The sequence below is a fragment of the Paenibacillus marchantiae genome (assembly GCF_028771845.1).
In the GTDB taxonomy this organism is placed as follows: Bacteria; Bacillota; Bacilli; order Paenibacillales; family Paenibacillaceae; genus Paenibacillus; species Paenibacillus marchantiae.
In genome coordinates this window covers 4524431-4537278 of record NZ_CP118270.1, presented here as the reverse complement: position 1 = coordinate 4537278, position 12848 = coordinate 4524431, and the positions used below count along the sequence as shown (strand labels likewise).

Annotated in this window: 13 protein-coding genes; 6 read left to right on the top strand and 7 right to left on the bottom strand. The window is 42.7% G+C overall.

The genetic code is table 11. The annotated features are described in order from the left end of the window. Nucleotides 1-193 precede the first annotated feature (193 nt). Entirely contained in the window at nt 194-1045 is an 852-nt protein-coding gene (locus PTQ21_RS20620) for an aldo/keto reductase (RefSeq protein ID WP_274566954.1), read from the top strand. A gap of 70 nt (nt 1046-1115) precedes the next feature. On the opposite strand, the gene PTQ21_RS20615 is transcribed toward PTQ21_RS20620, so the two are convergent. Together PTQ21_RS20615 and PTQ21_RS20610 are read right to left on the bottom strand one after the other, a co-directional pair. Beyond that, nucleotides 1116-1571, bottom strand: a complete 456-nt coding sequence (locus PTQ21_RS20615; protein ID WP_274566953.1) for a hypothetical protein — start codon at nt 1569-1571, stop codon at nt 1116-1118. Nucleotides 1572-1836: 265 nt separating this feature from the next. After that, entirely contained in the window at nt 1837-2751 is a 915-nt protein-coding gene (locus PTQ21_RS20610; RefSeq protein ID WP_274566952.1) for an arginase family protein, read from the bottom strand. Between the two features lie 105 nt (nt 2752-2856). Between PTQ21_RS20610 and PTQ21_RS20605 the strand changes: the two genes are divergently transcribed. Together PTQ21_RS20605 and PTQ21_RS20600 are read left to right on the top strand one after the other, a co-directional pair. After that, the gene (locus PTQ21_RS20605; protein WP_063565019.1) at nt 2857-3219 is read left to right on the top strand and encodes a winged helix-turn-helix transcriptional regulator; all 363 of its coding nucleotides are present in this window, start codon (nt 2857-2859) and stop codon (nt 3217-3219) included. Further along, on the top strand, nt 3212-3595 hold the full coding sequence (locus PTQ21_RS20600; RefSeq protein ID WP_274566951.1) for a winged helix-turn-helix transcriptional regulator: 384 nt from the start codon (nt 3212-3214) through the stop codon (nt 3593-3595). The genes PTQ21_RS20605 and PTQ21_RS20600 overlap by 8 nt, the downstream gene beginning before the upstream one ends. A gap of 79 nt (nt 3596-3674) precedes the next feature. Here the strand turns inward: PTQ21_RS20600 and PTQ21_RS20595 are convergent, their stop codons facing one another. The 5 genes from PTQ21_RS20595 to PTQ21_RS20575 form a co-directional block, all read right to left on the bottom strand. Then, nucleotides 3675-5117, bottom strand: coding sequence for a hypothetical protein (locus tag PTQ21_RS20595; RefSeq protein WP_274566950.1), 1443 nt, complete (start codon nt 5115-5117; stop codon nt 3675-3677). Nucleotides 5118-5463: 346 nt separating this feature from the next. Further along, entirely contained in the window at nt 5464-6303 is an 840-nt protein-coding gene (locus PTQ21_RS20590) for a formylglycine-generating enzyme family protein (RefSeq protein WP_274566949.1), read from the bottom strand. A 218-nt stretch (nt 6304-6521) separates the two neighbouring features. Continuing rightward, entirely contained in the window at nt 6522-7157 is a 636-nt protein-coding gene (locus tag PTQ21_RS20585; protein ID WP_072732839.1) for a glycoside hydrolase family 11 protein, read from the bottom strand. 318 nt (nt 7158-7475) lie between these two features. Continuing rightward, nucleotides 7476-8948 carry a DUF4179 domain-containing protein gene (locus tag PTQ21_RS20580; RefSeq protein ID WP_274566948.1) on the bottom strand — a complete coding sequence of 491 codons (1473 nt, stop codon included), beginning with the start codon at nt 8946-8948 and terminating at the stop codon, nt 7476-7478. Then, nucleotides 8935-9462 (bottom strand): sigma-70 family RNA polymerase sigma factor, encoded by a 528-nt coding sequence (locus PTQ21_RS20575; RefSeq protein WP_090806298.1) that lies wholly within the window; start codon nt 9460-9462, stop codon nt 8935-8937. Before PTQ21_RS20575 ends, PTQ21_RS20580 begins: the two co-directional genes overlap by 14 nt. Before the next feature lie 174 nt (nt 9463-9636). On the opposite strand from PTQ21_RS20575, the gene PTQ21_RS20570 reads away from it, so the two are divergent. The 3 genes from PTQ21_RS20570 to PTQ21_RS20560 all read left to right on the top strand — a co-directional run bounded on the left by PTQ21_RS20570 (nt 9637) and on the right by PTQ21_RS20560 (nt 12757). Then, nucleotides 9637-10299: an MBL fold metallo-hydrolase gene (locus PTQ21_RS20570; protein WP_274566947.1), complete on the top strand. Its 663-nt coding sequence runs from the start codon at nt 9637-9639 to the stop codon at nt 10297-10299. Between the two features lie 250 nt (nt 10300-10549). After that, nucleotides 10550-11455 carry an ArsR/SmtB family transcription factor gene (locus PTQ21_RS20565; RefSeq protein WP_072732836.1) on the top strand — a complete coding sequence of 302 codons (906 nt, stop codon included), beginning with the start codon at nt 10550-10552 and terminating at the stop codon, nt 11453-11455. A gap of 39 nt (nt 11456-11494) precedes the next feature. Then, on the top strand, nt 11495-12757 hold the full coding sequence (locus PTQ21_RS20560; RefSeq protein WP_338020283.1) for an MFS transporter: 1263 nt from the start codon (nt 11495-11497) through the stop codon (nt 12755-12757). The last annotated feature ends 91 nt before the right edge of the window (nt 12758-12848 follow it).

Below are 12848 nucleotides of genomic sequence, written 5' to 3'. Positions count from 1 at the left end.
GAAGGTTGGAAAAGGGGATTTTCAGAGGGAGATCCAAAGACTTCTATTCAGCGGAATAGAAGTCTTTTACTTGAACGTCAAAAATCAATTTTATACGTCCTGTGAGATAATTAGGCAAACATTTGATATGAATGATATAACGCTAGAATGATGATTTGGTACATAATAAACCTATAAGAAGGAGGGCTTTAACATGGAAAAAGTAATACTTAACAATGGTGTGGAGATGCCCATTATGGGTTTTGGTGTTTATCAAATTGCAGATCAAAATGAATGCGAACAAAGCGTTTACGATGCCATTATGGCAGGATATCGCCTGATTGATACAGCTGCCTCATATCTGAACGAAGAAGCCGTTGGTCGAGCCATTAAACGAAGTGGTGTCCCAAGAGAAGAATTATTTATTACTACAAAGCTTTGGGTTCAGGATACTGGATATGAAAACACTAAAAAAGCATTCCAAAAATCTCTGGATCGATTGCAATTGGATGTGTTGGACCTGTATTTAATTCATCAGCCTTTTGGCGATGTGTACGGCTCTTGGCGCGCTATGGAGGAATTGTATCGTGAAGGAAAGGTCCGTGCTATTGGAGTTAGCAACTTCCAGATGGATCGTCTGATCGATTTAATCATTCATAATGAGATAGTTCCTGCGGTAAACCAGGTTGAAACACACCCTTTCAATCAACAAATCGAAAGTGCTGCTTTTATGAAAGAAAATAATGTTCAGATTCAATCCTGGGCGCCTTTTGCTGAAGGAAGAAATGATCTTTTCCAGAATGATGTATTGCTATCCATTGCGAAAAAGGTGAATAAATCTGTTGCTCAGGTCGTTTTACGCTGGTTGACACAAAGAGAAGTCGTTGTCATTCCGAAGTCTGTTCGTAAAGAGAGAATTGTTGAGAACTTCAATATCTTTGACTTTGAATTAAGCCAAAATGATATGGAATCAATTACTGCATTAGATACGAAGCAAAGTCTGTTCTTTTCTCATAACGACCCAGAAATGGTGAAGTGGCTTGGTACACGTAAACTTGAAATCTAACCCTTTCTATCGATAAAAAAGGTCGCCATTTCTGGCGACTTTTTGCGTTCATGCCCTATTGAACTGTTTACTACAATCCAATAAACATATTTCTACTGAACGGTCCCCAATTTCCACCAGTGAATCCGGATCTCCCCTCCAAATTGACAAAGCATGGAAGCAAAATATAAAGAACACCCATAGTCGCGTTAACATTGAAGGTTATAACAAATCTCGTTTTGGAATTATTAATAGGAGCGATCATCCCCCGATCAGCACGAATCGAATTTTCTTTCCCGATGGCTTCTCCCATTCCTAGACTGGCTATATCTGATGGACTAGCCATATTACTTCTTATCCAATAGTTCGATATGTTTGTTGCGGATGCTAAATCCGCTGGCTGATCGTAAGTCACTACAATCTGATTGGATGCGACTTGCCTAACCTCCACAACTACAGGATGAGGAATCAAAGCTTCCCTTTCTCTCCCGCCCACGTTCTCGATCCAATAAGGATGTGATGTATTCGAATGATGATTAATTGACATAAGATTAAAACCTCCATGACTGACTTCAATAGTCATTTGTCCTGAGATAATGTATGTAGGTGAATGACCAATGGTGTCTTACAGTGCACCCCAGATCACCAGCCATAGCTTCAAATCATCAGCACTCAAATGTTATTAAGCTTTTATCTCACGTACAGTCACAAAAAAATACACTTCACACAATGATAAAGTGTCTGAGTGTATTTTTTATGGTCAACCTATTATTCTAGTATTATAAATCCGTTGGTGAGTATATTGAATGTTATTATTTATTTAGAATAGGTATTTCCCCTAGCAGGTTCTTCAAGTTGATTGAATCCCATGGCATATGCTCGGTAATACCCAATCCCACAACATCTGTTTCTTCCGACAATTCTTTGAGCAGATGAAGGAGCTGAGGAATTTGCAAGCTTCCCGCAGGAGAGTACGTATAAGGGCCTTCAGGATTAGCGAATAATAACGAGCGAAAAGCCTTAGGATCAAGCACATCTAGATCCAGGTGAATAGCCAGATGTTTAATGCCGCTTTCTTTGATCCACTGTTTGATGGATGCTGTACTTTTCGTTAACTCTTCAGCTCCGGCAGTTTTAATGCCAAGTCTTTGAATCATTTCAGTATCTGATTCTGCAGTCGTTATACCTAATCGTTCAAACGCTTCTGAGATCACTTCGTCTTCCTGTTCTGTAGGTGTTGCCAACCCCGCGATAAAGACATTTTCAGGTTTTAGAGGGATTTTTACATGTTTTGCAAACTCTTCATCCCCTTCTCCCAAAAGATTACCCAGAGGTAGCGTATGTCCGTTATCATAACCCACGTAACCAACCAAATCGCTGTGCGCGTCGATCCAGATTAAGCCTAATTCTCCATTATACCGTTCGTTTAAATAGGCAAACGGAGCTTGTTCGACCAAGCAATCCCCACCAAACATGACGATACGGTCAGGCTTGTGAGCATGAATAATATGCTGTGCTGCTTCCAATTGTTCAATGAGCTGTTTTCTCCCATTTACACCATTCTCGTTTTCCAGTGACGTTCCATCATATGCTTGTACAGGAACTTGAATCAGGGGTTGATCATTACCAGGAGCCAGCCAGGCAAGCAGTTCCGCCCCAAAAGAGTAGTTAGGATTATTCCCGCCTTGCCATTGTGGCATTAACAGACGTATTGTTTTTTGATTCATGTTTTTCTCTCCTTTACTTCAAAGTAAGGTTAGTATAAACTGAACGCAAATCAAAAAGTAGTACGCACTATTATGACAGGTACTACCCGAAAGGATAGCATAAATATGAGCATGGCTGAATATCAAGGTAAGGTTAAACATATTCAAGATACGCCTTTTGGCTACACATTGTCTGTCATTGGCGGCAAATGGAAGATGGTCATCATTTATCTTTTAGCAGAAAACCAACCGGTACGCTTCAATGAACTGAAAAGACAAATTGGAGCGATTACGTTTAAAACACTGAGTTCACAACTAAAAGAATTGGAAGCGGATGGTATGGTCGAACGGAAAGAGTATCCACAAGTCCCGCCTAAAGTCGAGTACAGACTGACCGATAAAGCCGAAACGTTATTGCCCGTTCTGGAAGGTTTATGTGAGTGGGGAGTACAAAATCAAAGTGAAAGAGATGTGTTGGAGGATGATTAACTTTAGAAATAAAACCTATCGCTGTACTTCAGAAATTGTCATGAGCTTACTTAGCGGCAAATGGAAAATTTCTATACTCAATCACTTAACTAAAGGTCCCATTCGGTTTAATGAGTTACAGCGACTTCTTCCGGACGCAACTCAACGCATGATTACAATGCAGCTCAGAATGCTTGAAAGCGACGGTCTGATTATTCGCAAAGTCTATCCGGTTGCACCACCAAAAGTAGAATATTATTTGTCCGATCTGGGTGAGGAACTGGCCCCCATGCTACAGATGTTGTGCAAGTTTGGCACGACTTATATCGAGAAATTCCCCGACGAAGTATCTTGCGACAATGATAACTCTCGCCGCGACATTGTTAATGTAAATTAAAGTAGTATAATTTGACGGCAGCAGCTCTGTACGAATACGCTGCCGCCGTCATCTCATCTGTCACGGATGGTTTAAGGCATTACAACACCAGAAATTGCGTTCCATACCCCTTCCCGGCAACCAAAGCTGCTTCCAGCTCTTCTTGATCTCCTTTAGCCAATAACACCACATTTTCAGGATACAGCTTGCCTAACAAAGCCCATTGTACAAGTTCATTTCCGCCTGTTGGTATGAAATGGACTCCATCATCCGTATTTGTCACCAATCCGGAATGCGACAGAATGTTTGCTACCTGATGAATGCTGGTCGATGTTCGCTTCACAGTAGCATCCTTGGAATGGTTGTTCTTTTCAGGCCGATATGAAAATCGATGTCCCCTGAAGAGCTGACCGAGATCCACACTAGATTCTACACTAGATGATACATGACCTTCCCTCTCCAGTCTGAAACGCAAGGTCGTTCGATCTGAATCTGTATTCGGAAGCAGCCGTGCGATGGATGGAAGATCACTATGATCCTCTGAAATGTGAAAGTGATCCTTGCTGCCAGGTATACCCGTTCCTGCTTCGTCGCGTGGTGCAGCATAATAATCGTCATATTCATATTCGAAAGAGATGGCAACTAAATCTTTTGTATCTTCAGTCTCAATGGTTTGTACCGGATGCCACTTCAGAAGATAACGTGCAGCCGTACCAGCCGACTCTCCCAAGCCAGCGGGCAACACAGTTCCCAAAGGATATTGAAAGCCGTAACCAGCAGAGGTCAAACTCGAGCTAAGCACACTCTGTGCATATTGAACAATCGCCTTGTGAGTTAATTCCTTCCCGAGCAATTGAGTTAAAAAGACCTTACGGGCAGGCTCCAGAAAACGTAATCCTTTGAATTGCGTGTGTTCCATGACTTCAAACGGTACTTGTTCCCAATTGGCAAAGGGAAGTAATGCATCCCGCAGCAATACAAATTGGTGCAAGTATTCATTATATAACTGCATAACTCTTGGTCCCCCAGCGGGACCCCAAACCTGAGCAATAGCTTCCGGTATCAGGGTATGACCATAGCAATGACTTCTAAATTCCAGCTCTCCTAGGGTTTCCGGTCCATATTGCGCCAGTGCCCTCTTTTCAGAATTAATCTCTCGTGCCCAGAGAACCAATTGTTCACCGATACGTGCCGCCTGTGCCGTAATTTCAACACCTGCCTTATCCTTCAAAGCCAAAGGTCCAAGCGGTAGTGATGAAAGATCACCGGAGATCGCCAAATTGGCCTGAAGGCTGTCCAATAACACCGAAGGATTACCGTCTATCGGTTCGCCCAGCTGAACCAGTATCGCCTCAAGCAGTTTATCCAGCTCTATGACGACCTCTTTTGCTCTATATATGCCATTAGGCAATTTCCAATCCAAAGCCGCATTCTCTCCTGGTCTAATTGAATCCTGTGGATATGTGCCAATGAGAGACTCCACATCTATTGCGTTTCCCCATACGATCCGTTTATCTTTCAAGTGAAGTTGATACGCTGGCATTTTTCCCACCCCTTCAGTACGATTTTTATATTGAACGACAATTCAATTTGCCCTTCGAATGTTAGATTATCAGGTGTCCTGATCGTTGAATAGTACGCACTTTTTTGTATGATCCGATCATTTCTGTGTCGTAGGATACTTTTTGATCCTGCAAAATAAAGGGTCGATTTGTACGACAAACAATGCATCACCTTTCCGATCCTGTGCATTAGAATGAAATACAAGCATTTCAAAAAGAGATGCCCCGGCTAATCTGCTATAGCCTTGGCATCTCTTTAAGTTCAACGACCTACTTTACAGCATATAGCGCCGTCTTAAACTATTTGGGTACTTTACAACGTTTCGACTATTCTCCGCGAACAACACGAAACCCCTGATCCGGACCAAAACCATTTGCATCAAATTTTCCTCGAAAAGCGATCTCGTTATTGTTGACACTACCGATCCAGCCCCCGCCTTTTATTACCCGAAATGAAGCCATTTGGCTCTCAGCATCGCTGTACCAGTCCCAGCACCATTCTCTTACATTGCCAGACATATCGTAGATTCCAAGCTCGTTGGGCTGTTGGGTACCAATCGATTTGGTTTTGGTTTTGTTGCTCTCTATGGCAGGCCAGTTCCAGTCTCCAGTTAAGATTTTGTCCCCGGCGTTCTTCCAATACCATGCGACTTTGTCGGCGTTGTTGCTGCCGCTGTATGTGTAATTCTTGCTCTCCTGACCTCCGCTTGCGGCATATTCCCATTCCGCTTCTGTAGGCAGTCGGTAACCGTTAGTTCCCTCATTAATCGTTACTGTCCATTTTATATTATCGTTATCATTCTTATTATTCTGGTCTTGGGTATCCTTATCGATGTTGTAATGCGGCTTCAAGCCCTCTTGTATACTTCTTTGATTGCAATACTCTACCGCATCATACCAACTCACCATTTCTACCGGTAATTGATCTCCTTTGAATCCGGAGGGGTTATTTCCCATGACATCTTCCCACTCTTTTTGAGTTACCTCATATTTCCCGATATAAAAGTTAGACAGGGTCGCATTTCTTCCAGCAAAATTGGACTTGTTGTTCTTAAACGTTCCACCTTGCACGAATACAAGGTTATCCTCCGGTTCGGGTTTATCCTGCGAACAAGCACTCATCACTACCATTGTTGCTATTAAAAAGAACATTAATAGCTTTCTCATTGAACAATCTCCTTTAAGCTAATGGGAAAATAATTGGCTATGATGCCTGCCATTCGTATGCGGCAACGTCGAAGACCGTTTGTCTGACTGAAACGGCCTTCAACATTTCCGGACTGATGGTAGAACTGAGGAAAAGGCATTGAGCCTGTCCCTAATGTATAAAAATCTGTTTTACTTTCATTAAACGGATCACCGTGGGGTTGCTTACCATGGATTACTTACCACACCGTTACGTTAGAACTTCCGCTGCTTTGATATCCTTCTGTCGCTAACACCTGGTATGACCAACTGCTACCCAGATTCATTCCTTTACTTGCCCATGCGTTCACATGGTTGCTGAACGTAATAGCGGAGTTAACCCCGGTCGCTCTCTTCGACTGTCTTACGCTCCAGTACTGGGCAAAGGTTTGTGTGCCATCAATGGAAGGTGCATTATATCGCATCGTTGTATAGATGTCATAGGTTCCTCCGTCACTGGTGACAGTACCTTTAAACGTTCCTGTTGGTCGGTAAGTGCCCCAGCTATCTACAACGTAATATTCAATAAGTGCATTTCTTGTCCACCCGTAGAGTGTCAAATAGCCATTGCCAGATGGAGACCAAACCCCAGCATTATAGTTAATTGTCCGGTTTGGAGATCCAACATTCCAGCCTTTACCAACAACAAAGTTCCCCGTATTTTGCCATGTCACACTGTAATTTCCGCCCGACCCATTCACAGCATTAACCGTACCGCCGCCATCGGTCCAATTCTGCCAATAATCTGTCGCTGCACTTGAGGTTGCTGCAAACACGCCAAAACTCATGGAAGCCGCAAGAATGACCGTCAACATTTTTTTGCTAAATTTAAACATACTCTACCTCCCAATATGATTGTATTTGCCCTATCGACTGCTTTCGTCTGATTCTCGGTTGAAGTTTTCAATTACCATTTGATGCAATTATTTTTTTTACTTTTACCTCCTTTCTGACTAAATTATAGAATGATAGCGGTTACATAAAAACCTGACAAATTAAAGATTAATCTCTAATATGTTTAGATCTATATCTGCTTTCCTTCTAAAAATCGACTTCTACCTACAGGAAAACAAATATGCAAAAAGCCGCCCAGAAGGGCGGCAGTGAAAGTGATGCTGAGGATATTAGTGCTGGATAGACTACACATTAATAAATTATTTTAGCATTACGGACCAGTCCGGGTCTTTGTACCTTTTATCCACTACACGTCTTACCAGGATAAGTTCCTCCGGAATGTGGTCTAACCCCATAATCCGATATTCATAAGGCTGCTGCGTATCGCGATTCCCCATACTAATAAATCCCTCTCTCCAATTATTAGAAAGCGTATTTTTTAAGGTTGAAATCCCCCACTTACTAACGTCATACTGCTTGCCTGCTGAATCGTATGCTTTCCATTCTTCATTGTTTATTTCGTTATCCATTTCCCCGTAGAACGATACGGCTGTTTCAAATGTGGCATCAGGGTTTTGTGAGTCCTCAAGCGACGTCCCAACCAACTCTATGCGGTCTGTTAATATTTGAAAAGATTTGGGTTCTATCAGCTCCGATGGCCTAAAGGAAATTCTGCTACCGTCTGTTTCCGCGACCGAGTAACCATCCAAAATAAAACGATATGGTTCATGCTCTGGCAAGTACTTGAAAATATAACTCCAACGAATCTTCCCGTCTCCAATGACTGCATAATCAGTAGACATCAGACTAACCATGTCACCATTCTTTCTCGAATTTACCGAATGAATTTCTTCATTCTCTTTAGTTTCAAAGTGAAAGCTCAACATCTGCTTTTCCCATAAATCACCGGGTGACCTTGCCATTGCAGCATCATTAAGTTCAGTCTCCAGTTCAAAACGGACTCCTTGTACCATTCTCGTTAACCTCTTTAAAGTGACTGTCATTCCGTGTGGCGTTGTGTAGCTACCTGATAATTCTTCTATCTTCGTTTGCTGGTTAGCCTCTCTCATATCTATATCAAAGCTAAAGTTCCATTCTCCTTCAATGGAAGGCTCGTTTCTGTTGCCAAGCGTCCCAATATTCCCTTCTATCGTAATCTTGTCTGTCTCCAATGGCTCATTGAAGAAAGCAACCATATAATAAAAATCATTTGTGTACCCCATATCGTACATGGTGTCCAAGTCTTTACCGTTAGCATCTTTGATTGTAATGTTGTTCAGATCTCCAAGGAGTAACTTATAGCGATCGTGCTTACCTTTTTTATCAAAGAGTTGAAGAGCCATCGTCACTCGGGTAGGGTCTGCAACTGCTTCATCAATTACCAGCGTATAACCTTTGTCCTTGACTTTAATGTGAGGATTATGCACTAGTCCCAATTCTTGTGCCCGCAAAAGTCCAATATCCGGGTTATCCTTGGCAAATAAAGACCGGATCATCTCACCAAATGTTGGTACGGAATAAATCGAAACCGCTCCTAGGATGAAAAAGAGGGCTAAAGCTGCTGCTGCCCATCTCCATTTTTTATGGGGATATTTCTTTTTTACCTTCTGCTCCGAAATGGAGGAAAGTGCGTTCTCCATAGCAAGTTGTACTGTATCAGGAATGATCAGGTCTTTTCTTTTAGCATTTAATAATTGCTTGATCTCACGGTCAACCGGATCATGAAAATTCATATTTGCCCTCTCCTTCCTCTAGAACGAGCTCTGATAATTGTCGTCTGGCCCTGAATAACCTTGACTTTACTGTTCCTTCAGAAACTTCAAGCACTCTAGATATTTCCTTGACCGATAAGTCCTCGATATAAAAAAGTGTCACGATGGTTTGAAGCTGTTCATCCAATTCGTCAATTACCTCAAACAGCTCAATTTGTTCAAAATCCCCCTTATAAGATGTCTTTCTCATATCATAAGGGACAAGGGATACTCGCTTTTTTTTCTTAATAATCCGATTACACTCATTGATTAAAATCCGAATGATCCAAGTTTTAAAATAAGTTGGCTCTTTCAGTGTATGTACATTAGAAAAAGCTTTAGCAATGGTCTCCTGTATCGCATCTGCACAATCTTCATCCGTTTTAACGATTGATCTTCCTATAACAAATAGGCTTTGTTGAACAGCACGTATTAAAAATACAAAAGCTTCCTTATCTCCTTGCCTTGCAAGTTCGGCTTTTTCTGATAAATCCACCAATGCTCCCCCTTCCCTTCATTCCTTCTATTCATTAGATCATCCTATACTTGGTTTGGTTCACGAGAAAACAATAATCTTTTTTCCAATTCTATCCCGTATCTTTTTAATGACTTGATTCGTTTACAAAGAGATACTTTATTTATAAATTTCTTTCTACGGAGGATTAATATTATGGAAATTTCAAAGGGAGTCGAAATGCTCCATCTGGACTATCCTGGGAATGTGATACACCCTATTCTTTTAAAGGATCAAGAAATGACTATTCTAATAGACACTGGTTTTCCAGGTCAATTTAAGGATTTGCGTGTGGCAATGGAGAAGGCTGGCGTTTCAATAGACCAATTAAATGCAGTTATTTTGACCCATCAGGATGTCGATCATATAGGGAATCTACCGGAGATTTTACAGACGCGTGGCAACGCTGTTTATGTATATGCACACGAATTGGATAAGCCGTACATCCAAGGGGAACTGCCTCTGATAAAAGATGGTCACCTGGATAATCCGCCAAAGGGCACAGTAAACCATACTTTAATAGATGGTCAGGAACTGCCGTTTTGCGGTGGGATTCGCGTTATTCACACGCCTGGACACACACCCGGTCATATCAGTCTTTATTTGAAGGAAAGTAAAACTCTCATTGCCGGGGATTCCATGTACAGTGTAGAAGGTATACTTGGTGGAATTCACGCCCCGACTACACCGGATATGAACGCAGCAAAGCTCTCGTTGAGAAAATATGCAGATTTCGATATTACATCTGTCATTTGTTACCACGGGGGATTAAGTAATGTAAATGTGAAAGATCAGATAGCAGCACTCAACCAAGATTAAATTTTCAATATACACTATCGGTAAGTATTATTCAGTTATTTTAAAACCAGACTGCTCATTTTGCTGTCAATATAAATCATAAAGACGCTTCTTCAGGTGCTCGCCACCCGTGGGAACGTCTTTTTTCGTTGAAGAGAATAAGTAAATCATTGGACATTTTTGTTGCAAACCCATAATTGTTCGTATACAATAAAACAAACTAGTTGTTCTATAAATATAGAACAAGAAAGACAAGGGGGAAATTCGAGCTATGAACTACAAAGTGGAAGTTGATTTCGCGCCCATTTATGAATGTGTAAGCAGCCTGACGGTTTTCATGAGTAAACAGAATCATAATGCTCTGGATGCTGGAAAACTATGGGTCAGAGAAGTACAAGATCGGTTCGCACCTGCCAAACTACAACAAATGCGGGAGACGATGAAACTTGTAGATGATTTTAGCCTTGCACCTTATATTTGGAGTTGTCCCGGTGAACGCTCAGTGAGTGGTTTTTTGGATTGGCTTGAAGACCTAACCACGGGCCAGCTATATGACATCGCTGCTAATGTGAAGTTGTCCGTTCCCTCCAATCTCCCGGAACTGCGCAGCCGGACATCCGAAGCGCTGCGTGAATGGGATACCCACTATTTCAGCCAAATTGATTCGGCGATTATCGAAGGTCTCGCCTTAGAAGCTGAAACCAGACAGTCCAGTTTAAACGGAACCAATGACTTAGAGGTCTATGAGGAGGCAACAGAAGGTATGCGTCTATACCCCACCCCTCTGCTCAAACAAGTGATTCTAATCCCTCAATATCATGCTCGTCCCTTTGTCACCTCAGCCATCTTTGATGAAGTGATTTTCACAAGTTACTCTGCCGATATTCTCCCACCAGCAACGGGTCGGCCTGAACATCGGTTGTTGCGTCTAACGCGAGCTTTGTCCGACGAGACCAGATTATATATCCTCCGCCTGTTGGCTGGAAGGCAGTTAACATTCACTGAGATCGTTAGCGAGGTTAAACTTTCTAAAAGTACGGTTCACTACCACCTGATTTCATTAAGGGCAGCGGGGCTTGTCATCGTGCATTATAACCAGAAAACGACCTCTTACAGCTTGCGTTTAGAAGCTCTCAACAAGCTTTCGGAACAGATTTCAGCTTATATTGAAGAATGATGATCATGCCCTTTAACCTACGCACACGGAGGAACACTCATGCTTAAGCGCAGTTATTATGGTTTACTAGCGACTGTCACTCTGAGTTCATTTGGTGACGTATTTGGTCTTCTGGCTATGGAATGGCTTGTCTATGAAATAACTGCATCTAAGATGGCCATGGGTGCGATGGCACTAAGCTTTAGCATTCCAGAAGTGGCCATTCGGTTGCTCGGCTCGCCGTTAGCCGATCGGTTACACCGAGGGCGGTTCATGGCAGTGCTTGCTTCTGTTAGGTTGCTTGCTCTCTTATTACCGCTGAGTCTGGGACTCGCAGGACACTTGCAATTATGGCATCTTTTCCTGGCCGCAGGACTAAGCGGGGCATGTTCTGCCCTATTCATGCCCACCGCAATGGCAATTATTCCCGGAGTAGCAGATAAACACAAATTGGTGCGTGCATTCGCGGTAATCGACGGCTGCCGTAATGCAGCTGCTTTGTTGGGCCCAGCTTTAGCCGGAGCTCTTACTGCCGTAGCTGGGGCGTTGCCAACGCTGGGCATCAACGCCGTTTGTTACACCGCCGCCATTGCCACGTTGCTCTATCTGCCCACAATGCAGAAGCCAGTAGCAGCTAAGTCCTCATTTTCAATTAAGGCTTATTTCAGAGATATCCATGAAGGTTTCTCCTTTTATCGTAGTTTCCCGGCCATGCTTTCGATTATGGGAATGGTTTCGATCAGCAACATGTCTTCTGTAGCGATCTGGACGATGATGATTCCTTTTGTTCGTGAAGTGTTAAATCGGGATGCCGCTGCTATGGGTACACTCACCACTGCTTCAGCATGTGGCACATTAATAGGACTTTTGGTCATCTCGTGGATGGGTGAAATCAAAAGACGACGGACAGTTATGTTGTGCAGCCTAGCCGCCATCGGGCTTTTTAACGCCTTACTGGGCCTATTCCCGAGTTATCAGTTTGCGCTCGTTGCCTTATGTACCGCTGGTGCAGCAGGACCTTTCTTTGGTTCTCTCAGTTCAGCTTTGCATGGTACACTTGTCCCCGGACCTCTTCAAGGCCGAGTCAACTCAATACGGTTCCTCATTGGTGGCGGACTACAGCCTGTAGGTGCTTTTGCAGGTGCAGCGGTTGCAGAACTCTATGGTCTGCCTTTCTTATTCTTGTCTTTGGGTCTGCTCCCCTTGCTTTGTTCGGTCGCCGCAGCTTTCCTTCCCAACCTGAAGAATTTAGATGGTGATTTATCTACTTTACAGAATAGAACACAATTCAATTCTCATAACAAGGTAATTAACACATTATAGGAATATCATTTTTCTAAAATAGGTGAATCTCTGGATTAGTTGTGTGTATCCGCTATAGCTGACTTGTAATCTACAAATCGGATACACACCG

Bases quoted from the DNA above. Each gene is read 5' to 3' on its own strand.
- PTQ21_RS20620 (WP_274566954.1), top strand. From the start codon at position 194: ATGGAAAAAGTAATACTTAACAATGGTGTGGAGATGCCCATTATGGGT.
- PTQ21_RS20615 (WP_274566953.1), bottom strand. From the start codon at position 1,571: ATGTCAATTAATCATCATTCGAATACATCACATCCTTATTGGATCGAG.
- PTQ21_RS20610 (WP_274566952.1), bottom strand. From the start codon at position 2,751: ATGAATCAAAAAACAATACGTCTGTTAATGCCACAATGGCAAGGCGGG.
- PTQ21_RS20605 (WP_063565019.1), top strand. From the start codon at position 2,857: ATGAGCATGGCTGAATATCAAGGTAAGGTTAAACATATTCAAGATACG.
- PTQ21_RS20600 (WP_274566951.1), top strand. From the start codon at position 3,212: ATGATTAACTTTAGAAATAAAACCTATCGCTGTACTTCAGAAATTGTC.
- PTQ21_RS20595 (WP_274566950.1), bottom strand. From the start codon at position 5,117: ATGCCAGCGTATCAACTTCACTTGAAAGATAAACGGATCGTATGGGGA.
- PTQ21_RS20590 (WP_274566949.1), bottom strand. From the start codon at position 6,303: ATGAGAAAGCTATTAATGTTCTTTTTAATAGCAACAATGGTAGTGATG.
- PTQ21_RS20585 (WP_072732839.1), bottom strand. From the start codon at position 7,157: ATGTTTAAATTTAGCAAAAAAATGTTGACGGTCATTCTTGCGGCTTCC.
- PTQ21_RS20580 (WP_274566948.1), bottom strand. From the start codon at position 8,948: ATGAATTTTCATGATCCGGTTGACCGTGAGATCAAGCAATTATTAAAT.
- PTQ21_RS20570 (WP_274566947.1), top strand. From the start codon at position 9,637: ATGGAAATTTCAAAGGGAGTCGAAATGCTCCATCTGGACTATCCTGGG.
- PTQ21_RS20565 (WP_072732836.1), top strand. From the start codon at position 10,550: ATGAACTACAAAGTGGAAGTTGATTTCGCGCCCATTTATGAATGTGTA.
- PTQ21_RS20560 (WP_338020283.1), top strand. From the start codon at position 11,495: ATGCTTAAGCGCAGTTATTATGGTTTACTAGCGACTGTCACTCTGAGT.